The sequence below is a fragment of the Rathayibacter sp. AY2B3 genome (genome assembly GCF_002931755.1).
In the GTDB taxonomy this organism is placed as follows: Bacteria; Actinomycetota; Actinomycetes; order Actinomycetales; family Microbacteriaceae; genus Rathayibacter.
Genome location: NZ_PSUG01000011.1, coordinates 38,063 through 61,940, shown reverse-complemented (window position 1 = coordinate 61,940; position 23,878 = coordinate 38,063). Strand labels below are relative to the sequence as shown.

Here is a 23,878-nt window from a genome sequence, read left to right as displayed (position 1 = left end):
ACCGGCAGTGGTCGTGCGGCCGTCCCGCTGCGACAGGGGGCGCGCTGCACTCGGCAGCAAACCCGCACGACACTACCAGGCCGTCGCCGTTCCGGGGAACGGCGACGGCCCAGGGGCGGAGCTACTCGCCCTTGTTCTTCTGGACGATCTCCTCGGCCACGGCCTTGGGGACCTCGGCGTAGGTCTCGAACGTCATCGAGTAGACGGCACGGCCCGAGGTCTTCGAGCGCAGGTCTCCGATGTAGCCGAACATCTCGGACAGCGGGACGTTGGCCCGGATGACCTTGATGCCGGTGGCGTCCTCCATCGACTGGATCATCCCGCGACGCGAGTTGATGTCGCCGATGACGTCGCCCATGTACTCCTCGGGAGTACGGACCTCGACGGCCATGAGCGGCTCGAGGAGGACCGGCTGCGCCTTGCGCGAGGCCTCCTTGAACGCGATCGAGCCGGCGATCTTGAACGCCATCTCGGAGGAGTCGACGTCGTGCGCCGCTCCGTCGACCAGGGTCGCCTTCACGCCGACCATGGGGTAGCCGGCGAGCACGCCGACCTGCATGGCGTCGCGGATGCCCGCGTCGACGGAGGGGATGTACTCGCGCGGGACTCGGCCACCGGTGACGCCGTTGACGAACTCGTAGGTCTTGTCGGCCTCGACCTCCATCGGCTCGATGGTGATCTGGACCTTCGCGAACTGGCCGGAGCCACCCGTCTGCTTCTTGTGGGTGTAGTCGTACTTCTCGACCGTGCGGCGGATCGTCTCGCGGTACGCGACCTGGGGCTTGCCCACGTTGGCCTCGACGTTGAACTCGCGCTTCATGCGGTCCACCAGGATGTCGAGGTGCAGCTCGCCCATTCCCTTGATGACCGTCTGACCGGTCTCCTGGTTCTGCTCGGTGCGGAAGGTGGGGTCCTCCTCCGCGAGCTTCTGGATCGCGGTGCCGAGCTTCTCCTGGTCGGCCTTCGTCTTGGGCTCGATGGCGACCTCGATGACGGGCTCCGGGAAGGTCATCGACTCGAGCACGACCTGCGCGGCCGGGTCGCTCAGGGTGTCACCGGTGGTGGTGTCCTTGAGGCCGATGACGGCGTAGATGTGGCCGGCGGTGACCGAGTCGACCGGGTTCTCCTTGTTGGAGTGCATCTGGAAGATCTTGCCGATGCGCTCCTTCTTGCCCTTGGTCGAGTTGATGACCTGGGCGCCGGAGTCGAGCTTGCCCGAGTAGACGCGGACGTAGGTCAGGCGGCCGAAGAACGGGTGCACGGCGACCTTGAACGCGAGCGCCGAGAAGGGCTCGGTCGAGTCCGCGTGGCGCATGATGACCTTCTCCTCGTCGCGGACGTCGTGCGCCTCGATGGCGGGGACGTCGAGCGGGGAGGGGAGGTAGTCGACGACCGCGTCGAGCATCGGCTGGACGCCGCGGTTCTTGAACGCGGAGCCGCAGAGCACCGGGTAGATCTCGGAGTTGACGGTCATCTTGCGGATGGCGCCCTTGATCTCCGCGACGGTGAGCTCCTCACCGCCGAAGTACTTCTCGAGCAGCTCGTCGGAGGTCTCCGCGACGGTCTCGAGGAGCTTCTCGCGGTACTCCGCCGCCTTGTCGGCCAGATCGGCCGGGATCTCCTCGATCTCGTACTTCGCGCCGAGCGCGACGTCGCCCTTCGAGTCGCCGCGCCACGTGAGCGCGCGCATCTCGACCAGGTCGACGACGCCCTCGAAGGAGGACTCGGCGCCGATGGGCAGCTGGATGACCAGCGGCTTCGCGCCGAGGCGCTTGATGATCGTGTCGACCGTGTAGTAGAAGTCGGCGCCGAGCTTGTCCATCTTGTTGACGAAGCAGATGCGCGGGACGTCGTACTTGTCGGCCTGACGCCAGACGGTCTCGGACTGGGGCTCGACGCCCTCCTTGCCGTCGAAGACGGCGACGGCGCCGTCGAGGACGCGGAGCGAGCGCTCGACCTCGACCGTGAAGTCGACGTGACCGGGGGTGTCGATGATGTTGATCTGGTTCTTGTTCCAGAAGCAGGTCGTCGCGGCGGACGTGATCGTGATGCCGCGCTCCTGCTCCTGCGCCATCCAGTCCATCGTCGCGGCGCCGTCGTGGACCTCGCCGATCTTGTGCGTGATACCCGTGTAGAACAGGATGCGCTCGGTGGTGGTGGTCTTGCCGGCATCGATGTGGGCCATGATGCCGATGTTGCGGACCTTGTTCAGGTCGGTGAGCACATCTTGTGCCACGGAGTTCCTCCGATAGGTGATGGAGCCAGCGCACCGGGTTCATGGCCGAATGGCTGGGATTCTGGTGGTGGCGGTCGCCCGGTCGCGGGGATCGGGCGATCCGCCGCCGGGACCGGGCCCGCAGCGCTGACGCCGCGGGCCCGGTGGTCGCGGTCGCCCGGAGGCGGCCGCGGGGTGCGCTACCAGCGGTAGTGCGCGAAGGCCTTGTTCGACTCGGCCATCTTGTGGGTGTCCTCGCGACGCTTGACAGCGGCGCCCAGACCGTTCGACGCGTCGAGGATCTCGTTCATGAGACGCTCGGTCATCGTCTTCTCGCGACGGGCCTTCGCGTAGCTGGTGAGCCAGCGGAGCGCGAGGGTGTTGGCGCGGTGGGGCTTGACCTCGACCGGGACCTGGTAGGTCGAGCCGCCGACGCGGCGGCTGCGGACCTCGAGGGTCGGGCGGACGTTGTCGAGCGCCTTCTTGAGGGTGACGACCGCGTCCTGGCCGTTCTTGCCGGCGACGCCCTCGAGGGCACCGTAGACGATGCGCTCGGCGAGGCCCTTCTTGCCGTCCAGGAGGATCTTGTTGACGAGCTGGCTGACGATGGGGGCGCCGTAGACGGGGTCTGCGACGACGGGGCGCTTGGGAGCGGGGCCCTTACGAGGCATTACTTCTTCTCCATCTTCGCGCCGTACCGGCTGCGAGCCTGCTTGCGGTTCTTGACGGCCTGGGTGTCCAGGGCGCCGCGAACGATCTTGTAGCGGACACCGGGGAGGTCCTTGACGCGACCGCCGCGCACGAGCACCATCGAGTGCTCCTGCAGGTTGTGGCCCTCGCCGGGGATGTAGGCGGTGACCTCGGTGCCGTTGGAGAGCTTCACGCGGGCCACCTTGCGGAGGGCCGAGTTCGGCTTCTTGGGCGTGGTCGTGTAGACGCGCGTGCAGACGCCGCGCTGCTGGGGGTTGGCCTTCAGGGCGGGCGCCTTGGTCTTGGTGACCTTCGGCGTGCGTCCCTTGCGGACCAACTGCTGAATCGTTGGCACTGGTTTTGCTCCTTGAATGCTGCACGGTGACAGCGGATCGATGGTCGACATTCGGCCCTCCCGTCTCCGGGAACGGCCGAGTTCATCTGGACCCGACGCACCCCGCGGCCCCGCGAGCGGGACCGGGAGGGTGAGGGGTATGCCGTGGGGGCCGCCCGATCGGACGAACCCGCGGATCCTCGCGGACCCGGTAGAGCGAAGTGCGGCGACCGCATCGACCCGGAGGCACGACACAAGCGCACGGCAAAGCGCACACCCGAAGAATATTACGGGGAGTGACGGGGCCGGTCAACCGAGCGGCGTTCGCCCTGGGAGATGCCGCGGCGGCGCGACGACCCGCGCCGGGGCTCCGCCGTCACTCCCGCTCGTCGCCCTCCCAGCCCCAGTGGGGGCTGCGGCCGCCGGCGTCGCGACGGGCCAGGAGCAGGAGGAACACGAGCTGGACGGCGGCCGCGAGCACGCCGGTCGCGATCGCGAAGACAGTGGGCGCATGAGCGAGGATCCAGCCGAGGATCTCCCCCGGCTCCTGACGGCCGAGCCCGTAGAGCGCTCCGCCCGTGAGGAGGAAGAGCAGGTAGACGACGACCCCGGTCAGCAGCGACGGGCCGAGGACGCGGTGGACGGCGGGACGGGCGGCGAGGGTCACCATCGCGACCAGCACGGCGACGACGCAGACCGCCACCGACACCGGCCCCAGCAGCGGGCCGGCGTCGCGCTCGGGCACGACGTCCTGGTCCAGCAGGAGGCTGAGGACCCCGAACCCGCAGACGACCAGAGCGAGGTAGAGGAACGCGGCGAAGCCGGCCAGCGCGAGGCCGTAGCCCAGCCCGGCTCCGCGGCCCTGCCCCTGCCGCTCCGGAGTCACGACTGCGCGGCCGCTTCGCGCTCGGCGTTGCGGCGCTTGACGCCCCGGGCGCGGCCCGCGATCGCGGCGCCGCCCCAGACGCTCGCCTCCCGGCCGAGGACGCCCGCGGCGAGGACCGCCGCGAGGACGGCGGGATCGCGGACGAACGCGAGCGCGACGGAGCGGTCGATCGGCAGGGCGAGCGGTCCGACGGCGCTCCAGCCGCCGACCAGCGCGGCCGCAGCCGTGAGGAGGGCGACCAGGAAGCCGCCGAGGACGTAGGCCCACCAGCCCGCGCGGTTCACGACGAGCACGATCAGCGCCAGGCCGACGAGGAACGCGGCGACCGGGGCGAGGAACAGCGGGGTCGGCGCCACCTCGAGCGCGAGGGCGACCGGATCGCCGCCGACGCGGTCGACGAGGAGGCGGATCGCGGTGAGGGCGACGAGGTACAGGACGGCGAAGACCGCGGTCGTCAGGAGGGCGAGCGCGAGGCCCGCGAGGCGGTTGCCGGAGCGCCGGGTCGGCTCGGGCTCGGCCTCGACCGGCCCGAGGGCGCTAGGGGCCGACGCCGCGGCGGCCGGGGCGGCGGGCTCGACGGTCGGCTGCCGGCCGGTCACGGGCTCGGGCCAGACGTACTCGCGGGTCGGCTGGGGTCCGGTTCCGCCGGACGTCTCGGTCGCGGAGGGGATCCGCGTGGTCTCGGCGTCGCTGCTCCAGGTCACCCGGACAGCATAGGCACGCCGTCCGCCGCGCCCGGTGCGCCGCGCGGCTCCCCGTCGATGGGGGACAGCGCCGATCGTCTACTCGAGCGGGTGGAGGAGGCGGTGCAGGAACTGCCGGGTGCGCGGCTCGCGCGGCTCCCGGAGGATCTGCGCGGGGGCGCCCCGCTCGACGACCACGCCGTCGGCCATGAAGACGACTTCCGAGGCCACCTGCCGGGCGAACTCGAGCTCGTGCGTCACGACGAGCATGGTCCAGCCCTCCCCCGCCAGCTCCCGCATCAGCGAGAGCACGTCGCCGACCAGCTCCGGGTCCAGCGCCGAGGTGGGCTCGTCGAAGAGGAGCAGATCGGGCCGCAGCGCGAGTGCCCGGACGATGCCCACGCGCTGCTGCTGACCACCGGAGAGCTCGAAGGGGTAGGCGCCCCCCCGGCCGCCGAGGCCGACGCGCTCGAGCAGGCGCTCCGCCTCCGGGACCACCTCGGACGCGGGACGGCGCTGCACCCGCAGCGGCCCCTCCGTCACGTTCTGGAGGACCGTCAGGTGCGGGAAGAGGTTGAAGTGCTGGAAGACCATCGCGGAGTGGTCGCGCAGCTTGGTCAGCGCCTTCCGGCCGACGCCGCGGTCGAAGTCGAGGACGCTGCCGTCGGCGAGCTCGACCACCCCGCCGTCCGGCACCTCGAGACTGTTCAGCGAGCGCAGGACGGTGGTCTTGCCCGAGCCGGACGGCCCGATCAGGGCGACGACCTCGCCGCGGCGGACCTCCAGGTCGATGCCGCGCAGCACCTCCACCCCGCCGAACGACTTCCGGAGTCCGCGGGCCGTGAGCACGGGCCGGGCGTCGGTCGGGGTGTCAGCGGGCGACATAGCGGTCCAATCGCTTCTCGAGCAGGCCCTGGCCGCTGGAGAGCACCAGGCAGATGAGCCAGTAGATCAGAGCGGCCTCGAGGTAGAGGAGCATGAACTCGCTCGACGCGGTGGCGATCTTCTGCGCCTGCCGGAAGAGCTCGGTCACCAGGATGAGGGAGGCCAGCGAGGTGTCCTTCACCAGCGAGATGAAGGTGTTCGACAGGGGCGGGACGGAGACGCGCGCGGCCTGCGGCAGGATGATGCGCCGCAGCGAGAGCGAGCGGCTCATCCCGATCGTGTGCGCCGCCTCCCACTGCCCCTTCGGGACGCTGAGGATCGCCGCGCGGATGACCTCCGCCGCGTAGCCGCCCACGTTGAGGGCGAACGCGATGGTGGCGCTGGGCCAGGGGTCGATCTTCAGTCCGAGGCTCGGCAGGCCGTAGAAGATCACGAACAGCTGTACCAGGAGCGGCGTGCCCCGGATGACGGAGATGTAGGCGCGCGCGATCCACGAGAGGATCCGCACGCGCGAGAGCCGCATCAGGGCGACCGCGAGCGCGAGCACGAGCCCGATGGCGAAGCTCGCCAGCGCGAGCGGGATCGTCCCGACGATGCCCCCGGAGAGGATCGGCCAGAACGACCGGAGGACGAGGTCCATTGTGTTCTCCCGCCTTCGCGGGAGGATCCGCGGTCGGCTCGATCGGGTGGTGGCGTCGGGGCGGATCGTGTCCGCCTCCTCGGGAATGCTGGCACGCTTCGCGCCGGGGCGGGCGCTCTTGCGGGCGGACCCGCGGCCTGAGCCGCTCCGCCGCGCCCCGCGTCGGCGCCGCTCACGCACGAGACGGCCCCTCCCGGGAGGGGAGGAGCCGTCTCGGTGCCGGACTACTGGGAGACGTCGGCTCCGAAGTAGCGCTCGGAGATGGAGGCGAGGGTGCCGTCCTCGCGCAGCTCGTCGAGGGCGGAGTCGACGGCCTCGACGAGGTCGTCCGAGCCCTTCGGGAAGGTGAAGGCGCTCTCGGAGGTGTCGTCGGTGGTGACGGCGACCTTGAGGCCCGCGGCCTGGTCGGGGTAGGTCGTGGACCAGTCGAGCCAGGTGAGGCGGTCGTTCACGGTCGCGTCGACGCGTCCCTGCTCGACGAGGGCGATGGCCTGCGCCCAGCCCTCGACACCCTCGACCTCGGCACCGTTCTCCTGCGCGACGGTGTACCAGTTGCTCGAGAGCGACTGCGCGGTGGTCTTGCCGGAGAGGCCGGCGAGGTCCGTGATCGAGGTGTCGCTCGAGGGGACGATCACGACGCCGGGGCTGACCGAGTACGGCTCCGAGAAGTCGTACTTCGCCTCGCGCTCGTCGTTGATCGAGACCTGGTTCGCGATCACGTCGAAGCGCGCGCCGTCCAGGCCCGCGAACATCGCGTCCCACTGCGTCTCCTGGAAGTCGGGCTCGACGCCCAGCTTCTCGGCCACGGCGGTGATCACGTCGACGTCGTAGCCGGTGAGAGCTCCGGTCCCGCCGTCGGCGTGGAAGGAGAAGGGCGGGTAGGTGCCCTCGGTGCCGATGGTGAGCTTCCCCGAGTCCTCCACCTCGGCCAGGGTCAGGCCGGAGCTCGCGGAGGCGGTGCCCTCGCCGCTCGAGCCGGAGACCACGTCGTCGGTCGAGGCGGGCGCGCAGCCGGCGAGGACCAGGGCGGCGGCGGCGGCGGTCGTGCCGACCAGGACGCGCAGGGAGGTGCGGGCGGAGAGGGTCACGGTGTTGTCCTTCGGTGCATCACGGAGTCGTGGCGGTCCCGCTGCGCCGGATGCGGCGCGGGGATCGACGAGGGGACGGGTCGTCCAGGGGCGGACCGCTGCTCGGCGGAACCGCCCGGAGTGACGATAACCAGTGGAGGGGGCGGCCCTATTCCCGCATGTCGCCGTGTGACGCCGGGAGTCCGGCCAGGAAGCGCTCGGCGCCGTCGACCTCCTCGCTCGTGAGGCCCGTCGCCGACTCCGGACGCACCAGGTGGAAGGGGGTGCTCTGCTCGCGCGCCCAGTCGTAGGCGTCCTCGTGGAGGTTGTCGTCGATCCACACCACGGCGTCGATCGGGTCGCGCTCGGCGGCCGCCTCCAGCCACACCGCGACGGGCTGGAGCTTGCCCGTCCGGCCCGGGAATCGCGGGTCGCGCGGAAGGCCCCCGTCGAAGACGATCGCCTCTGTGCCGGCCGGCAGCCCGAGGTCCTGCGCGAGGACCCGCGTCAAGCGCGGCGGCCAGGTGGTGGCCCAGACGATCGTGCCGACCGCGGCCAGCCGGGCCACGAGCGCCTCCCGCTCCGGCTCGAGCTCCAGGCGGTGCGAGCCCGAGGCGCGATCGCTGCGGACGGAGGGGTTCAGGACGCCGTCGACGTCGAGCAGGATCAGGGCGGCCATGCCTGTCACCGTAGCGGCGGCGGGGCGGCTCGCGCGAGGAGCGCTAGCGTGACGGGATGCCTCCGTCCCTCGTGCTGCCGGGAGGCCGCAGGGCCGTGCTGGGGCCGGATCCGGTGCGGCCGGAGGCGCTGCTTCTCACGGTCGACGGCGCGGAGCAGTCGCTGATCGATCCGGGCGATCCCCGTGCCCTGCACCTCGAGTACCTCGCGCGCCTCGGCGCGGTGGTCGACGCCGCCGCCCCTCCCGGCGAGCCGCTGCGCGTGCTGCACCTCGGAGCCGGCGCCCTGGCCCTGGCCCGCTACGTCGACGCGACCCGGCCGGGCTCCGAGCAGCTCGCGGTCGAGAGCGCGGCGGGACTCGTGGAGTTCGTGCTCGAGCACGCCCCGCTCCCCCGCGGCGCGCGCGTCCGGCTTCTCACGGCCGACGCCGCAGGGCCCCTGCCGCCCTGGAGCGCCGACCTCGTCGTGCTCGACGTGTACGACGGGGACGAGATCCCCGAGGCGTTCTACCGCGCGTCCGTCCTCGCCCCGCTCGCCGCCCGGGTCGGCGCCGACGGGCTCCTCGCGGTCAACGTCGCCGACGACGCCGACCACCGGAGGCTGGACCGCCTGCGCGGGGTCGTCCGCGGGCTGCTCCCGGTCACCGCAGCGGTCGGATCGACCGCGTTCGTCGAGGGGCGCACCAGCGGGAACGCGATCCTGCTCGCCTCAGGCTCGGCGATCGCCGACCACGTCGCCGACCGCCTGCTGCGCGCCGGCCCGCACCCGGTCTCCGCCGCGGCGGATCGCGACGTCGTGGTCACCGAGGTGGCGGTAGAAGTCGACCCGTGAATCGAGCGTGACGCCGGTCTCGAGGTACTTGGCGCGGATCCGCTTGATGTAGGTGCGGACGGTGTGCTCGGCGACGCTGAGGTCGACCGCGACGGTGCGGACCGCGGCACCCGCTCCGTAGGCGCGCATCACGCGGCTCTCCTGCGGGCTCAGCACCGGGCGGCGCTCCTCGCGCCCGTGCACGAGCCGGTGTCGGGCCGTGTCCGAGATCCAGGTGCGGCCGGAGGCGACCGAGACGACCGCCGCGGCGAGCTCGCTCGGGTCGTCGCCCTTCCAGACGTAGGCCGCTCTCTCCCGTCGCAGCACCGCCCGCACCGGCTCCAGGGAGTCGGAGGAGGAGAGCACGACGAGTCCGACGGTCCGGGCCGCCGCGCGCTCGAGAGTGTCGGCCACCTCCTCGCCGGGCACGCCGTCGAGGTCGAGGACCGCGATGCGGTCGACGCCCTCCTCGTCGTGCGAGAACTGCGGCAGCAGCTGTGCGAGCAGCGCCTGAAGCGCGGCGCGCTCGATCGCTGGTCCGTCCACGACGGCCAGCGTGAACCGATCGAATCCGGTCACGGGGGTCCCCTAGCAGGGGCAGGTTCGGGTCCGCCCCGGCTGCACCGTAGCGGGCCGCTGCGACGTCGCGCACGCGACGGGACATTCCGTCTCAGTGTGAGGACGCCGACAGAGCGCTCCGGATCGGCTCACGGAGCGCGTTGAGGACCCCCCGCGGCGCCGTCTGGGGCTAATGTCCCTCTCCATGGACGACAGCGCAGAGGGCTCCCGGCGGGCCCGGAGGATCCCTGCGGAGCAGGTCCGCAGCCGGATGATCACCACGGCGCGCGACGTCGTCTCGAACCACGGCCTCACGGTGAGCTTCGCGCACCTGCCCATGGAGGAGTACATCCGTCTGGCCGGGGTGCCGCGCAGCTCCGTCTACCGCATCTGGAGCACCCGCGAGGAGTTCGTGGCCGACCTCATCGGGGAGGTCTTCGTGCGGGACCGGTACGCGGAGGGCTCCGATCCCGAGGCTCAGCAGGAGATGCGCGAGGTCTACGACCGCTCCGCCGAGCTGCTCTCCACCGCCGCCGGCCGTCGGCGGGTCGCCTGGGAGACCATCCGCATCGGCGCGCGGGCGAACGCCGAGTCGCTGCGCCGCTCCGCCGACTGGTCGTCCTACAACGCGCTGCTCGCCTGCACGTTCTCGATGGAGGAGGGGCCTGCGCGCGACGCGGTGCGCGCCACGGCGAAGCGGATCGAGGGCATGCTCACTCGCCGGATGCGCGACTTCTACGAGGAGACGCTGGCGGTCTTCGGCGGCACGATGCGCCCGGGATTCACGACGCTCCAGCTCGCCCACCTCACCGCGATCGTGGTCGACGGGCTCGCGCACCGCGGCCGGCTCCTCGACGACGACCTCGACGCTCCGGTGACCGCCCCCGGCCTCGACGGCGAGCCGGTCGAGTGGACCCTCGCGGCCTGGACGATCCGCTCGATCGTCGACGGGATGCTGGAGCCGGTCGCGGAGGACTGAGCGGATCCGCCGCCCGGATCACTCGTCCGGTTCGGTGAACCCGTCGATCAGCAGCAGCACCGACACCACCGCCAGCGACGGCCCGTCGGGATCGGCCGGGTCGAGCGGGCCGGTGACCAGTTCCGGTGCCGCGATGCGCGCGACGCACAGCCCCTCGACCAGGGCCGAGACGGCGGAGGCGAGAGCGGCGGAGCCGCGGCCCGGGCGCAGCCGGAGCCCCGCCTCGGCGAGGGTGTGCTCGTAGTACTTCGCCATGTTGTCGATGAAGTGCAGCTGACGGGCGCGCAGAGCGGAGCCGATGGCGGACCGCGCCGGCTCCTCGTGCGAGTCGACCGCGCCGGCGAGAGCGATGAAGTTGCGCCAGTGCTGCGCCGAGAAGACGTTGTCGACGTTCGCGTCCACGGCGATCCGGACGGAGGCGATCAGAGCCTCGCGGCGCTGCGCCGGGGTGGGCTCCGGGTCGAGGCTCCGGTGGAGGTGGGCGTTCCCGGCCCGCAGGGACGGCTGATCGAGCCGGGTGGCGAGGACCCGCTCCGGGATCGCGGCGATCAGCTCGTCGTAGAAGGACTGGCGGGTGGGCCAGATCCGGTACACGGTGCTGCGCGGCACGCCCGCCGAGCGGATGACGTCCTCGAGGGGCAGGTGAGCGACTCCGACGCGCAGGCCCTCGGCGCGGACGACCGCCAGAGCGGCGTCCAGCAGGCGGGTGCGGACCTGATCGCGGGTCAGGCGCGGAGGACGCGCCGACTCCTCCGCGTCGAGGGGGTCGTCGCTCATCAGGCCTCCGGCGCCGGGATGCACGGAGGTTCCTCCGGCATCTGCTGCAGCCGAGCGTACCCGGACGGAGCGCGGAACGTGAGAGGAGATCGGAGACGGGCGCGGCCCGCGCATGCGGCTCGGGTGCCGCGCGGGCCGCGCTGCCTGTCCCCCAGGCGGCCTCCCCATGGGCCGGTCCGACCATATGCTTCCCGACAGACGTCCGTCAACTGACGCGACATGATGTCTCCTCGTGGCGGCCGCCACCCGGTCACGAGGACCGCCTCCGGGACTCCTCCGCCGCCGGGAGCGCCCTCGCCGCGGTCTGCGCTCGAGAGGCGTGCGGAGCGGACAGCGCGCCCGCGACGACGTCCGACACGACGGCGGTGGCGTGCTCGACGAGGTCGACGTTCCGGGTCAGCCGCGCGTGGTGGCACGGGCTCGCGTCGACGTCGACCACGAGCTTCGCGAAGCGCAGGGCGTCGCCGAGCCGCGCGAACGGCGAGAGCTCGGCGACGAGGGACGGCACGTCGGCTGCGGCGAGGTACGTGTAGCGGCAGGTCGAGACCACGTAGTCATCGACTCCGGCCGTCGCCGATCCGGTCGCGACCATGATGTCGCCGAGGTCCACCGGGGCGCTGGCAAGACCGAGCGCCACCGCGGCGGTCACCTGGATGTCGCCCACCAGCGCCGTCACGTGCACGCCGGCGGGCCAGGGCGGCAGGGAGCCGAGCTCGGTCGATCCCGTCCGCAGACCCTTGCCCGCCGCCGAGGCGAGGGCGTCGATCATCGGCACTCCCGTGCACTCCCCCGCGTGCTCGGCGTCCTCCGAGACGGCGTCCCCGCAGGAGGCGAGCATCGCCGAGACGCTCAGCCGGCTCTGCGGGTCCAGTCCCGCGATCACCGCGGGGCTGACCTGACCGGAGTCGTCGACCATCCGTCCGAGGCGCTCCGCGACATCGGATCCCGTGTTCGGGGTGCCGAAGGTGAGGACGGACGAGACCATCGAGGAGACGGCGGTGCCGTCGACCGCGCCGTTCAGCGCCTGACGCGCAGCGAGGCCGCCCATCGAGTGCGCGACGACGACGGCGCGGTGCCCGGTCGCGGAGACGAGGCACGCGATCGAGGAGGCGAGCGCGTCGCTGATCCCCGGGTCGGTCACCCAGCGCGCGGCGAGCCGGCGGTAGTCGAAGGTGTAGACCGCGGCGCCGTCGATCTGCTGCAGCCGCCCGAGGAGGGACGGCTCGGGAGCGTCGAGCGGAGGGGTCGCCGACTCGGAGGACACCATGTCGACGAGGTGGGAGAAGGCCCCCGTGCGGTCGGCGTCGTGGGTCGCCGTGCCCAGCCACCCGTGCAGCATCACGATGGGGACCAGGGCGGCGGCGGAGCGCGGCCGGACGTCGTCCCCCGTGAGCACGGGAGCCAGCTCCGCCACGCCGCAGGACGAGGGAGCGACCGCCTCCGCCGCCTCCGCCCGCCCCGCGGGCACGACGACGGCACCGACCACCACGAGCAGTGCGGCCAGCACGACGATCACGAGTCTCATCCGCGCGTTTCCTCATGTGCCGCGACCAGGACGGGGGAACGGGTACAGGCTCGACCCGACGAGCACCTGTCGAGTCAATCATCCCGCCGCCGTGGGGAAGGCCGCTCGTCGCGAACGGGCGGCCCCCCCCGTGCGGGTGACCGCGGGCCGGGGACGTCGAAGGCCCCGCCGGTGTCCCGACGGGGCCTTCGATCGTTCAGCTCATCTCAATCAGCTGTAGTTGCCCGGCTCGTAGCCGTCGCTCGAGAACGAGTCGAAGTCCACGAACGAGAGGTCGGCGTCGCTGAACGCGGCGTCGTCGGCGAAGATGCGGTTGGGGTACCGCTCGGCCTTCGCCTCCTCGGTCGCCTCGACCGACACGTTCCGGTACTTGGGCAGACCGGTTCCCGCCGGGATCAGCTTTCCGATGATCACGTTCTCCTTCAGGCCCATCAGCGGGTCGCGCTTGCCCTCCATGGCCGCCTGCGTCAGGACGCGGGTGGTCTCCTGGAAGGACGCGGCCGACAGCCACGACTCGGTCGCGAGCGAGGCCTTGGTGATGCCCATGACCTCCTGGCGGGCGGACGCGGTCCGCTTGCCCTCGGTCAGAGCCGCACGGTTGACCTCGCTGTAGCGCGAGCGGTCGACGAGCTCGCCCGGCAGCAGCTCCGTGTCGCCGTGGTCGACCACGGTGACCTTGCGGAGCATCTGACGCACGATGACCTCGATGTGCTTGTCGTGGATCGGCACACCCTGCGAGCGGTAGACGCCCTGGACGCCGCCCACCAGGTGCTTCTGGACCTCGCGGACGCCCAGCACGCGCAGGACCTCCTTGGGGTCGACCGTTCCGACGTGCAGCTGCTGCCCGAGCTCGACGTGCTGGCCGTCCTCGATGAGGAGCTGCGAGCGCTTGAGCACCGGGTAGATGACCGCCTCGTCGCCGTTGTCCGGCTGGAGGATGACGCGGCGGGCACGGTCGGTGTCCTCGATGGTGATCCGGCCGGCGGCCTCCGCGATCGGCGACGCGCCCTTGGGGGTGCGGGCCTCGAAGAGCTCCTGCACGCGGGGAAGACCCTGCGTGATGTCGTCGGCCGAGGCCGATCCACCGGTGTGGAAGGTGCGCATCGTGAGCTGCGTGCCGGGCTCGCCGATCGACTGGGCCGCGATGATGCCGACGGCCTCTCCGATGTCGACGAGCTTGCCGGTGGCGAGCGAGCGGCCGTAGCAGGCCGCGCAGACGCCGACGGCGGACTCGCAGGTCAGGACGGAGCGCACCTTGATGTGGCGCACGCCCGCTCCGACCAGCTTCTCGATGAGCACGTCGCCCACGTCCTCGCCGGCCTCGGCGACGAGCTCGCCGGCCTCGTTCGACGCCGGGGTGGCGAGCGAACGGGCGTAGACGGAGTTCTCGACGTTGGAGTCCTTGATCCAGGCGCCGGTGGCGTCCTGGAGCATGATCGGCAGGTCGAGGCCCTTCGAGGTGCCGCAGTCCTCCTCGCGGATGATGACGTCCTGCGAGACGTCGACGAGTCGACGCGTCAGGTAGCCCGAGTCCGCGGTGCGGAGCGCGGTGTCGGCCAGGCCCTTGCGGGCACCGTGCGTGGCGATGAAGTACTCGGCGACCGACAGGCCCTCGCGGTACGAGGAGATGATCGGTCGGGCGATGATCTCGCCCTTCGGGTTGTTCACCAGGCCTCGCATGCCGGCGATGTTGCGCACCTGCAGCCAGTTTCCGCGGGCACCGGAGGTGACCATGCGGTTGATGGTGTTGTCCGTCGGGAAGTTCGCGCGCATGGCCTTGGCGACCTCGTCGGTCGCCTCGGTCCAGATCTTCACGAGCTCCTGGCGGCGCTCGGCCTGAGTGGTCAGACCCTTGTCGTACTCGGACTCGACCTTGGCGGCCTTCTTCTCGTAGCCCGCGATGATCTCGGGCTTCGACGGAGGCGTGAGGATGTCGGACAGCGCCACGGTGACACCCGAGCGGGTGGCCCAGTAGAAGCCGGCGTCCTTGATCCGGTCGAGCGAGGCGGCGACCTCCACCTTCGGGTAGCGCTCCGCGAGGTCGTTGACGATCCCGGAGATGGTCGTCTTGTCGGCGACCTGCTCGAAGTAGGGGTAGTCCACCGGCAGCGCCTCGTTGAAGAGGGCGCGGCCGAGCGTGGTCTCGAGGAGGACCGGCGCGGTGACCTTGCCGTTCTCGTCGATCTCGACGCCCTCGGGGGCCTGACCCTGCGCGAAGTACACGTCCGACATGCGGATCCTGACCTTCGAGTTCAGGTGCAGCGAGCCCTGGTCCTTCGCGAGGATCGCCTCCGAGACGGAGGAGAACGCGCGGCCCTCGCCGGCGGCGCCCTCGCGGATCGTCGTCAGGTGGTGGAGGCCGATGATCATGTCCTGCGTGGGCAGGGTGACCGGACGGCCGTCCGAGGGCTTGAGGATGTTGTTCGACGCGAGCATCAGGATGCGCGCCTCGGCCTGGGCCTCGACGGACAGCGGCAGGTGGACGGCCATCTGGTCGCCGTCGAAGTCCGCGTTGAAGGCGGCGCACACGAGCGGGTGCAGCTGGATCGCCTTGCCCTCGACCAGCTGGGGCTCGAAGGCCTGGATGCCGAGACGGTGCAGCGTGGGCGCGCGGTTCAGCAGGACGGGGCGCTCGCGGATGATCTCCTCGAGCACGTCCCACACCTGCGGGCGCGAGCGCTCCACCATGCGCTTGGCGGCCTTGATGTTCTGCGCGTGCGACAGGTCGATCAGGCGCTTGATCACGAACGGCTTGAACAGCTCCAGCGCCATCTGCTTGGGCAGACCGCACTGGTGCAGCTTGAGCTGCGGGCCGACGATGATGACCGAGCGGCCCGAGTAGTCGACGCGCTTGCCCAGCAGGTTCTGGCGGAAGCGACCCTGCTTTCCCTTGAGCATGTCGCTCAGGGACTTCAGGGCGCGGTTGCCGGTTCCGGTGACGGGGCGGCCGCGGCGGCCGTTGTCGAAGAGGGCGTCGACCGCCTCCTGGAGCATGCGCTTCTCGTTGTTCACGATGATCTCGGGGGCACCGAGGTCGAGCAGGCGGCGGAGGCGGTTGTTGCGGTTGATCACGCGACGGTAGAGGTCGTTCAGGTCGCTCGTCGCGAACCGGCCTCCGTCGAGCTGCACCATCGGGCGCAGCTCCGGCGGGATGACCGGGACGACGTCGAGGACCATCGCGGCCGGTGAGTTGCCGGTGGCGAGGAACGAGTTGACGACGCGCAGGCGCTTGATGGCGCGGATCTTCTTCTGACCCTTGCCCTCGGCGATCTGCAGGTGCAGCGTCTCGGCCTCGGCCTGGAGGTCGAACTGCTCGAGGCGCTTCTTGATCGCCTCGGCGCCCATGTAGGCCTCGAAGTAGACGCCGTACCGGTCGACGAGCTCGTTGAAGACCGCGTCCTCGGGCTTGAGGTCGCCGACCTTGAGGGTGCGGAACTGCTCCCACACGCTCTCGAGCCGCGCGATGTCCTCGTCGAAGGACTTGCGGATCTGGCCCATCTCCTTCTCGGCGCCGTCCTTGGTGCGGCGCTTCTGGTCGCTCTTGGCGCCCTCCGCCTCCAGAGCGGCGAGGTCGGTCTCCAGGCGCGCCAGGCGGTCCGCGATGCGGGAGTCGCGCTGGTCCGAGAGGGTCTTGATCTCGAGCCGGAGCTCGTTCTCGAGACCGGGCATGTCGGCGTGACGGCCGTCGTCGTCCACGTCGATGATCATGTACGCCGCGAAGTAGATGACCTTCTCGAGGTCCTTCGGCGCCATGTCCAGCAGGTATCCGAGGCGCGAGGGGACGCCCTTGAAGTACCAGATGTGGGTGACGGGGGCGGCGAGCTCGATGTGGCCCATCCGCTCGCGGCGGACCGAGGACTTGGTGACCTCGACGCCGCAGCGCTCGCAGACGATGCCCTTGAAGCGGACTCGCTTGTACTTGCCGCAGGAGCACTCCCAGTCGCGAGAGGGTCCGAAGATCTGCTCGCCGAACAGTCCGTCCTTCTCGGGCTTCAGGGTGCGGTAGTTGATGGTCTCGGGCTTCTTCACTTCACCGTGCGACCAGCGACGGATGTCATCGGCCGTCGCGAGGCCGATGCGCAGCTCATCGAAAGTGGTTACGTCGAGCAATGTTTTCTCCTTGTCGGAAAACAGGGTGTCTCGTCAGAGACGGGAGTCGTCGGAGGCTGGCGCGGATCAGATGTCGTCGACGGAGGACGACTCGAACCGGGAGGAGATGTTGATGCCGAGCTCTTCCGCGGCGCGGTAGACCTCGTCATCGGTGTCGCGCAGGCTGACCGCGGTGCCGTCGGCCGAGAGGACCTCGACGTTCAGGCACAGGGACTGCATCTCCTTGATGAGGACCTTGAAGGACTCCGGGATGCCGGGCTCCTGGATGTTCTCGCCCTTGACGATGGCCTCGTACACCTTCACGCGGCCGAGGATGTCGTCCGACTTGATGGTGAGGAGCTCCTGGAGGGCGTAGGCGGCGCCGTAGGCCTCGAGGGCCCACACCTCCATCTCGCCGAAGCGCTGTCCGCCGAACTGCGCCTTACCACCGAGCGGCTGCTGGGTGATCATCGAGTACGGGCCCGTCGAGCGCGCGTGGATCTTGTCGTCGACGAGGTGGTGCAGCTTCAGGATGTACATGTAGCCGACCGAGACCGGGTCCGGGAAGGGCTCCCCGGAGCGGCCGTCGAACAGCTGCGTCTTGCCGGACGAGCCGATCAGGCGCTCTCCGTCGCGGGTCGGGGTGGTGGAGTCGAGCAGCCCTGCGAGCTCCTCCTCCGCCGCACCGTCGAAGACGGGGGTCGCGACCTTGGTGCCGGGCGCCGCCTCGCGGGCGTGCTCGGGCAGGCGCGCGGCCCACTCCGGCTGGCCCTCGACCTTCCAGCCCTGCTTCGCGATCCACCCGAGGTGGATCTCGAGGACCTGGCCGAAGTTCATGCGGCCGGGGACGCCGAGCGGGTTGAGGACGATGTCGACCGGGGTGCCGTCGGCGAGGAACGGCATGTCCTCGACCGGCAGGATCTTCGAGATGACGCCCTTGTTGCCGTGGCGGCCGGCGAGCTTGTCGCCCTCGGTGATCTTGCGCTTCTGGGCGATGTAGACGACCACGCGCTGGTTGACGCCCGAGCCGAGCTCGTCGTCGCCGTCCTGCGCGTCGAACACCTTGACGCCGATGATCGTGCCCTGCTCGCCGTGGGGCACCTTCAGCGACGTGTCGCGGACCTCGCGGCTCTTCTCGTTGAAGATCGCGCGGAGCAGGCGCTCCTCGGCCGAGAGCTCGGTCTCGCCCTTGGGCGTGACCTTGCCGACGAGGATGTCGCCGGGGCGGACCTCGGCTCCGATGCGGATGATGCCGCGCTCGTCCAGGTCGGCCAGGAGCTCCGGGCTGACGTTGGGCAGGTCGCGGGTGATCTCCTCCTTGCCGAGCTTGGTGTCGCGGGCGTCGACCTCGTACTCCTCGATGTGGATCGAGGAGAGGACGTCGTCCTTCACCAGGTTCTGGCTGAGGATGATCGCGTCCTCGAAGTTGTGGCCCTCCCACGGCATGAACGCGACGAGCAGGTTCTTGCCCAGCGCGAGCTCGCCGTTCTCGGTGGCGGGGCCGTCGGCGACGACCTCGCCGACCTCGATGCGCTCGCCGGCCGAGACGACCACGCGGTTGTTGTACGAGGTGCCCTGGTTGGAGCGGTCGAACTTGCGGAGGAAGTAGGTCTGCGTGCCGCCCTCGTCCAGCTGGACGGTGACGGAGTCGGCGGAGACCTCCTGGACGACACCGGCCTTGTCGGCGGTGATGACGTCGCCGGCGTCGATGGCCGCGAAGCCCTCCATGCCGGTTCCGACGACGGGCGACTCGCTGCGCAGCAGCGGGACGGCCTGACGCTGCATGTTCGCGCCCATGAGCGCGCGGTTCGCGTCGTCGTGCTCGAGGAACGGGATCAGCGAGGTCGCGACCGAGACCATCTGGCGCGGCGAGACGTCCATGTAGTGGACGCGCTCGGCGTCGACGAGCTCGACCTCTCCGCCCTTGGGGCGGACCAGGACCTTGCCCTCCGCGAAGCGGAAGTCCTTCGTGAGGGGGGCGTTCGCCTGGGCGACCAGGTACTCGTCCTCCTCGGACGCGGTGAGGTAGTCGATCTGCGAGGTGACGGTGCCGTCGACGACCTTGCGGTACGGCGTCTCGATGAAGCCGAACGAGTTGATGCGCGCGAAGGACGCGAGCGAACCGATCAGGCCGATGTTCGGGCCTTCCGGGGTCTCGATCGGGCACATGCGGCCGTAGTGCGAGGGGTGGACGTCGCGGACCTCGACGCCGGCGCGCTCACGGGAGAGTCCGCCGGGGCCGAGCGCCGACAGGCGGCGCTTGTGGGTCAGACCCGCGAGCGGGTTGTTCTGGTCCATGAACTGCGACAGCTGGCTGGTCCCGAAGAACTCCTTGATCGCGGCGACGACGGGGCGCACGTTGATCAGGGTCTGCGGGGTGATCGCCTCGATGTCCTGCGTGGTCATGCGCTCGCGGACGACGCGCTCCATGCGGGACAGTCCGGTGCGGACCTGGTTCTGGATCAGCTCGCCGACCGCGCGGATGCGGCGGTTGCCGAAGTGGTCGATGTCGTCGACGTCCAGACGCAGCTCGACCGCCTCGCCGTCGCGCACGCCGGGGAGGGCGGTGCGGCCGTCGTGCAGGGCGACCAGGTACTTGATGGTCGCGATGATGTCCTCGACCGTCAGCACCGAGTCGGACAGCGCCTTGTCGATGCCGAGCTTGCGGTTGATCTTGTAGCGGCCGACCTTCGCGAGGTCGTAGCGCTTGGAGTTGAAGTAGAAGTTGTCCAGCAGCGCGCGGGCGGCCTCGGCGGCGACCTGCTCGCCCGGACGGAGCTTGCGGTAGATGTCGCGGAGGGCGTCCTCCTTGGTGAGGATGTTGTCCTTCTCGAGGGTCAGCTCGATCGACTCGTAGCCGGCGAACTGCTCGAGGATCTCCTCGCTCGTCAGGCCGAGGGCCTTGAGGAACACGGTGACCGACTGCTTGCGCTTGCGGTCGATGCGCACGCCGACCTGGTCGCGCTTGTCGATCTCGAACTCGAGCCAGGCGCCGCGGCTCGGGATGACGCGGGCGGAGTAGATGTCCTTGTCGGACGTCTTCTCCTGCTGGCGCTCGAAGTAGACGCCGGGGCTGCGCACGAGCTGGGACACGACGACACGCTCGGTGCCGTTGATGATGAACGTGCCCTTCTCGGTCATCAGCGGGAAGTCGCCCATGAAGACCGTCTGGGTCTTGATCTCACCCGTGAGGTGGTTCATGAACTCGGCCTCGACGTACAGCGGAGCGGCGTAGGTCTTGCCGCGCTCCTTGCACTCCTCGATCGTGTACTTCTCGGGCTCGAGGTACGGGTTCGTGAAGCTCAGCTGCATCGTCTCGCTGAGGTCCTCGATCGGGGAGATCTCCTCGAAGATCTCGTCGAGTCCGGAGTTGGCGGGGAGGTCCTCCCGGCCGGCGGCCTTCGCCTCGGCGACGCGGGTCTTCCACGCCTCCGAGCCGACGAGCCAGTCGAAGCTCTCGGTCTGCAGCGCGAGCAGATCCGGAACGGTCAGGGTGTCGCTGATCTTGGCGAACGAGAGACGCGAAGCTCCGCGTCCGTTCTTGGGTGAGGTGGTGGTCGCGGTGGACGCAGCAGCCAAGGAAGGAACCTCCGTAGACCCTCGCGGGTCTCAATCTGTGGGATGTGTGGAGTGGGCTCCCGCCGGACGGGCCGCCACCCCTGCCCGCACGCCGTGCGGACCGAGGCGACTCGGTCTTGGGGGCGGGGCTAGAGTGTGGCAACGGCATCCACCATCTGATGCCGGGTTCCGGTGACCTGCCGACCGCGATATGAGGGCATGGGTACTCGGGAGCGCAAAGTACGAATATAGCCGTATCGCGCCACGCCGCGCAAGTGCGGATGCTTGCGCCGCCCCGCGGGGTCCGGTATACGAGGCCACGGCCTCCCGGATCGTCCCGAGCGGGCCGGGGCGCGGAGCCCCGCGATCCCGCCGTCGCGGCAGACTGGTCGGATGCAGGAACGCACCGGCCGCCGACGCGGAGACGACTCCGAGCACCCTCGCGCCGTGCTCGCCAGCGGGTACACCGCGCAGATCGAGCCCGACCGGCACTCGCCCGAGGCGGCGACCCTGGTCGTCGACGGCACTCCGCAGTCGCACGTCGACCTCGCGGACCCGACGCACCTCTCCTTCGAGTACGTCCGCCGGATCGGCCACGCGATCGACCTCGTCGCCCCCGAGGGCGAGAGCGTCACGGCGCTGCACCTGGGAGCCGGAGCGCTGACCCTCCCCCGCTACGTCGCCGCGACCCGGCCGGGCTCGCGCCAGCAGGTCGTCGAGATCGAGGGCGCTCTGGTCGAGCTGGTGCGCGAGGCGCTCCCGCTCCCCCGTGGGGCGCAGATCCGCATCCGCCAGGGCGACGCCCGCGAGGTGCTCGGCAAGCTGCCGCCCGGGCTGCGCGGCACGGTCGACGTGGTCGTGGTCGACATCTTCTCGGGCGCGCGCACGCCCGCGCACGTGACCAGCGCCGAGTTCTACCGGGCGATCGCGCCGCTGCTCGCCCCCGGCGGCCTCGTCGCCGTGAACGTGGCCGACGGCGGCGCGCTCGCCTTCGCCCGCGCCCAGGCCGCGACGCTCGCCTCCGTCTTCGCGCACACCGCGATCATGACCGACACCCAGATGCTCAAGGCCAAGCGCTTCGGGAACGTGGTGATGCTCGCCTCCGCCGATCCGCTGCCGCTCGACGGCCTGCCGCGGCGCCTCGCCTCCGACCCCGCGCCCTCCAAGCTCGTGCAGGGACGGGAGCTCGAGAACTTCATCGCCGGCGCCCTCGTCGTCACGGACGAGACCGCGACCCCGTCGCCGCTGCCGGCGCGGAGCATCTTCCAGGTGCGGCGGGGCTGACCCGGGCCGCGCGTCGGGGCGCCGTCCGGGGACCCGCCGGTACACTCGACGCCGGGGTCAGCGACCCCGACCGTCCTCTCGTCCGCCGCGCGCGACGATCCGGATCCGCACTCCACGAGGAAGCATCGCCCTGAGCATCATCATCCGCCACGACCCCGCGACCCTCCACGAGGAGATCGACGTCGACGCCGCCCAGGAGCGCCTGGAGGAGATCGGCGCGCTGCGCAGCCTCGCCGCGCTCACCGAGAAGGCGGAGCTGCTGCGCCTGCTCGGGCGCGTCGACGAGGCGTGGGACCTCGCGAACGAGGCCGTCCGCCGCACCCGCTTCTCCGGCGACCGCGCCGAGCTGCTCACCGCCCGCGTCCGCCGCGCCCGCCTCATGCAGCTCCGGGGCCGCACCGACGAGGCCCTCTCGGAGCTCGCGCTCTGCGTCGAGGAGGCGCGCACGCACGAGTGGCACCTCGAGCACTCCTTCGCACTCAAGCACCGCGGCCTCACCTTCTTCGAGCTGGGCGAGTACGGCCGGGCGATGCGCGACTTCGACGCCGCGACCGCACTCGGCGAGCGCGTCGGGGTCCCCGAGGAGGAGCTCGAGGTCGCGCGCCTGGGCTACGCCGCCGCGTCCGAGTTCCAGGACGGGTCCGACCGCGCACCCCGCGCCGACGGCACCGCCCGCGGCCGCCGCCGCGCCGACGGCGACGAGTCCTAGGCAGCGCCACCGGTGGCCGACCTCGACGACGTGGCCCGCTGGGCCGACGCGCTGATCGAGGAGCACCTCGACCCCTCCTGGTCCTTCGCGCTCGACCACGCCCGCACCCGCGGCGGCGCCTGCCACTGGACGCGCCGCCGGATCACGGTCTCGCGCCTCCTCGCCGCCCGCTGGAGCGACGAGGAGGTCCGGCAGACCCTCCTGCACGAGGTCGCGCACGCGCTCGCCGGTCCCGACGCCGGGCACGGACCTCAGTGGCGGCGGATCGCTGGGCGGCTCGGCTACACGGGATCGCGCACCCACAGCAACCCGACCGCGGACGAGCTCGCTCCGTGGGTCGGCACCTGCCCGGGCGGCCACCTCTTCTACCGGCACCGCCGACCCACCCGGCCCCTGGCCTGCGGCCGCTGCGCGCGCCGGTTCGAGCCCGCGAACGCGATCCAGTGGCGCCGCCGACCGGTCCCGGCGCCGTGAGCCCGGACGAGGCTCCGCACGGCGGCCGCACCCCGGTCACCGGCCAGTGGCTCCCCGAGGCCGACGGCCGACGCTGGTGGTTCGACTCCGGCAGCCTCGCACTCGACTTCGCCACGACCGGAGCACTGCCCGCGGGCGCGGCCGAGCACCTCGACTCCGACGCCGCCCTGGCCGCCTGGCTCGCCGAGCGCTTCGAGGCGGTCGGCCCCGACAGCCGGGACGCGCGCCTGGACGACGCGCTGATGCTCCGGGGCGCGATCGCGCGCCTGGCCGTCGCGGCCGAGGCCGGCACCGCTCTCGATCCGCGCGACGTCGACGTGGTCAACCTGGTCGCAGCGATGCCCGACATCCCGCCGGTGCTGAGCGGCGGATCGCGGCAGGCCGGACGGCTCCATGCGGCGGGCCGGCAGGCGCTCGCGTCGATCGCCCGCGAGGCCGTGGGGCTGCTGGGGCCGGCCGTGGCCGGACGGCTGCGGCGCTGCGCGGATCCGGAGTGCCGGATGCTCTACCTCGACACGTCGCGCGCCGGTTCGCGCCGCTGGTGCTCGATGCAGCGCTGCGGGAACCGGGCGAAGGTCCGGGCCTACCGGGCGCGCGCCGCCGCCCCGCGCGGCTGACGGACCGCCGCGGCACCGGGAGCAGCGCCGCGGCGGGACGGGTCAGTCGGAGACGCGGACCGAGCGGTCGAAGGCGACGTAGCCCGAGAAGTCCTTACCGACGCGGTCGAACGCCGTCGGGTAGGGGTGCGGGTACGACCAGGCCTTGTCCTTCTGCAGACCGTCGCCGGTCTGCACCGAGAAGTACTGGCACTCGCCCTTCCACGGGCAGGTGTAGGGGGTGGGGCTCTCGACGAGCACGCCCTCGGCGATGCTCGACGGCGGGAAGTACCAGTTGCCCTCGATCGAGATCAGGTCGGAGTCGGGGGCGTCGGCGAGGACGACGTCGTGGAGAACGGCTTTCATGCGGGCCAGCTTTCGGTCAGGGCGGGGGCGGAGGGACCGCCTCCGCCGAACGCTACGCCGGGGGCGGGCGCGTGG

At 71.1% G+C, this 23,878-nt stretch carries 20 protein-coding genes; 5 read left to right on the top strand and 15 right to left on the bottom strand.

Annotated elements, in window-relative coordinates; genetic code table 11:
- Window positions 1-121: 121 nt before the first annotated feature.
- From fusA to C5C24_RS05465, 10 genes are all read right to left on the bottom strand, one after another.
- A complete protein-coding gene (fusA, locus tag C5C24_RS05510) occupies window positions 122-2,236 on the bottom strand; it encodes an elongation factor G (RefSeq protein WP_104224571.1) in 2,115 nt (704 codons plus the stop codon).
- A 179-nt stretch (window positions 2,237-2,415) separates the two neighbouring features.
- The gene (rpsG, locus tag C5C24_RS05505; protein WP_068251443.1) at window positions 2,416-2,886 is read right to left on the bottom strand and encodes a 30S ribosomal protein S7; all 471 of its coding nucleotides are present in this window, start codon (window positions 2,884-2,886) and stop codon (window positions 2,416-2,418) included.
- Entirely contained in the window at window positions 2,886-3,260 is a 375-nt protein-coding gene (gene rpsL / locus C5C24_RS05500) for a 30S ribosomal protein S12 (RefSeq protein ID WP_011186743.1), read from the bottom strand. The genes rpsG and rpsL overlap by 1 nt, the downstream gene beginning before the upstream one ends.
- A 355-nt stretch (window positions 3,261-3,615) precedes the next feature.
- Window positions 3,616-4,125 carry a DUF6121 family protein gene (locus C5C24_RS05495; protein ID WP_104304491.1) on the bottom strand — a complete coding sequence of 170 codons (510 nt, stop codon included), beginning with the start codon at window positions 4,123-4,125 and terminating at the stop codon, window positions 3,616-3,618.
- Window positions 4,122-4,829 carry a hypothetical protein gene (locus tag C5C24_RS05490; RefSeq protein WP_104304490.1) on the bottom strand — a complete coding sequence of 236 codons (708 nt, stop codon included), beginning with the start codon at window positions 4,827-4,829 and terminating at the stop codon, window positions 4,122-4,124. Before C5C24_RS05490 ends, C5C24_RS05495 begins: the two co-directional genes overlap by 4 nt.
- 78 nt (window positions 4,830-4,907) lie before the next feature.
- Window positions 4,908-5,693 (bottom strand): amino acid ABC transporter ATP-binding protein, encoded by a 786-nt coding sequence (locus C5C24_RS05485; protein WP_104304489.1) that lies wholly within the window; start codon window positions 5,691-5,693, stop codon window positions 4,908-4,910.
- Window positions 5,680-6,333, bottom strand: coding sequence for an amino acid ABC transporter permease (locus tag C5C24_RS05480; protein ID WP_104224574.1), 654 nt, complete (start codon window positions 6,331-6,333; stop codon window positions 5,680-5,682). Before C5C24_RS05480 ends, C5C24_RS05485 begins: the two co-directional genes overlap by 14 nt.
- A 224-nt stretch (window positions 6,334-6,557) precedes the next feature.
- A complete protein-coding gene (locus C5C24_RS05475; protein ID WP_374955321.1) occupies window positions 6,558-7,421 on the bottom strand; it encodes an amino acid ABC transporter substrate-binding protein in 864 nt (287 codons plus the stop codon).
- 148 nt (window positions 7,422-7,569) lie between these two features.
- Window positions 7,570-8,079 carry an HAD domain-containing protein gene (locus tag C5C24_RS05470; protein ID WP_104304488.1) on the bottom strand — a complete coding sequence of 170 codons (510 nt, stop codon included), beginning with the start codon at window positions 8,077-8,079 and terminating at the stop codon, window positions 7,570-7,572.
- Between the two features lie 707 nt (window positions 8,080-8,786).
- Entirely contained in the window at window positions 8,787-9,467 is a 681-nt protein-coding gene (locus C5C24_RS05465) for a LuxR C-terminal-related transcriptional regulator (RefSeq protein ID WP_104277008.1), read from the bottom strand.
- 184 nt (window positions 9,468-9,651) lie between these two features.
- Between C5C24_RS05465 and C5C24_RS05460 the strand changes: the two genes are divergently transcribed.
- Window positions 9,652-10,425 carry a TetR/AcrR family transcriptional regulator gene (locus C5C24_RS05460; protein ID WP_146082529.1) on the top strand — a complete coding sequence of 258 codons (774 nt, stop codon included), beginning with the start codon at window positions 9,652-9,654 and terminating at the stop codon, window positions 10,423-10,425.
- An 18-nt stretch (window positions 10,426-10,443) separates the two neighbouring features.
- Here C5C24_RS05460 and C5C24_RS05455 read toward each other — a convergent pair whose 3' ends face one another.
- The 4 genes from C5C24_RS05455 to rpoB form a co-directional block, all read right to left on the bottom strand.
- A complete protein-coding gene (locus C5C24_RS05455; RefSeq protein WP_146082528.1) occupies window positions 10,444-11,202 on the bottom strand; it encodes a TetR/AcrR family transcriptional regulator in 759 nt (252 codons plus the stop codon).
- Between the two features lie 250 nt (window positions 11,203-11,452).
- On the bottom strand, window positions 11,453-12,727 hold the full coding sequence (locus C5C24_RS05450; RefSeq protein ID WP_104304487.1) for a triacylglycerol lipase: 1,275 nt from the start codon (window positions 12,725-12,727) through the stop codon (window positions 11,453-11,455).
- A gap of 210 nt (window positions 12,728-12,937) precedes the next feature.
- Window positions 12,938-16,837, bottom strand: coding sequence for a DNA-directed RNA polymerase subunit beta' (locus tag C5C24_RS05445; RefSeq protein WP_104224580.1), 3,900 nt, complete (start codon window positions 16,835-16,837; stop codon window positions 12,938-12,940).
- Between the two features lie 66 nt (window positions 16,838-16,903).
- Entirely contained in the window at window positions 16,904-20,395 is a 3,492-nt protein-coding gene (gene rpoB, locus C5C24_RS05440) for a DNA-directed RNA polymerase subunit beta (protein WP_104247589.1), read from the bottom strand.
- A 372-nt stretch (window positions 20,396-20,767) separates the two neighbouring features.
- Here rpoB and C5C24_RS05435 point away from each other — a divergent pair, with 372 nt between their 5' ends.
- The 4 genes from C5C24_RS05435 to C5C24_RS05420 all read left to right on the top strand — a co-directional run bounded on the left by C5C24_RS05435 (window position 20,768) and on the right by C5C24_RS05420 (window position 23,458).
- On the top strand, window positions 20,768-21,658 hold the full coding sequence (locus C5C24_RS05435) for a spermidine synthase (protein WP_104277004.1): 891 nt from the start codon (window positions 20,768-20,770) through the stop codon (window positions 21,656-21,658).
- A gap of 379 nt (window positions 21,659-22,037) precedes the next feature.
- A complete protein-coding gene (locus tag C5C24_RS17875) occupies window positions 22,038-22,367 on the top strand; it encodes a hypothetical protein (RefSeq protein WP_181110095.1) in 330 nt (109 codons plus the stop codon).
- A gap of 12 nt (window positions 22,368-22,379) precedes the next feature.
- Entirely contained in the window at window positions 22,380-22,841 is a 462-nt protein-coding gene (locus C5C24_RS05425; protein ID WP_104304486.1) for a SprT-like domain-containing protein, read from the top strand.
- A complete protein-coding gene (locus C5C24_RS05420; protein ID WP_104277026.1) occupies window positions 22,838-23,458 on the top strand; it encodes a CGNR zinc finger domain-containing protein in 621 nt (206 codons plus the stop codon). The genes C5C24_RS05425 and C5C24_RS05420 overlap by 4 nt, the downstream gene beginning before the upstream one ends.
- 42 nt (window positions 23,459-23,500) lie before the next feature.
- Here C5C24_RS05420 and C5C24_RS05415 read toward each other — a convergent pair whose 3' ends face one another.
- Window positions 23,501-23,803 carry a DUF427 domain-containing protein gene (locus C5C24_RS05415; RefSeq protein WP_104277002.1) on the bottom strand — a complete coding sequence of 101 codons (303 nt, stop codon included), beginning with the start codon at window positions 23,801-23,803 and terminating at the stop codon, window positions 23,501-23,503.
- Window positions 23,804-23,878 lie beyond the last annotated feature (75 nt).

Coding starts and splice junctions, on each gene's coding strand:
- C5C24_RS05435 (WP_104277004.1), top strand. CDS start 20,768: ATGCAGGAACGCACCGGCCGCCGACGCGGAGACGACTCCGAGCACCCT.
- C5C24_RS05470 (WP_104304488.1), bottom strand. CDS start 8,079: ATGGCCGCCCTGATCCTGCTCGACGTCGACGGCGTCCTGAACCCCTCC.
- rpsG (WP_068251443.1), bottom strand. CDS start 2,886: ATGCCTCGTAAGGGCCCCGCTCCCAAGCGCCCCGTCGTCGCAGACCCC.
- C5C24_RS17875 (WP_181110095.1), top strand. CDS start 22,038: ATGCAGCTCCGGGGCCGCACCGACGAGGCCCTCTCGGAGCTCGCGCTC.
- C5C24_RS05455 (WP_146082528.1), bottom strand. CDS start 11,202: ATGAGCGACGACCCCCTCGACGCGGAGGAGTCGGCGCGTCCTCCGCGC.
- C5C24_RS05480 (WP_104224574.1), bottom strand. CDS start 6,333: ATGGACCTCGTCCTCCGGTCGTTCTGGCCGATCCTCTCCGGGGGCATC.
- C5C24_RS05415 (WP_104277002.1), bottom strand. CDS start 23,803: ATGAAAGCCGTTCTCCACGACGTCGTCCTCGCCGACGCCCCCGACTCC.
- C5C24_RS05450 (WP_104304487.1), bottom strand. CDS start 12,727: ATGAGACTCGTGATCGTCGTGCTGGCCGCACTGCTCGTGGTGGTCGGT.
- C5C24_RS05485 (WP_104304489.1), bottom strand. CDS start 5,693: ATGTCGCCCGCTGACACCCCGACCGACGCCCGGCCCGTGCTCACGGCC.
- C5C24_RS05460 (WP_146082529.1), top strand. CDS start 9,652: ATGGACGACAGCGCAGAGGGCTCCCGGCGGGCCCGGAGGATCCCTGCG.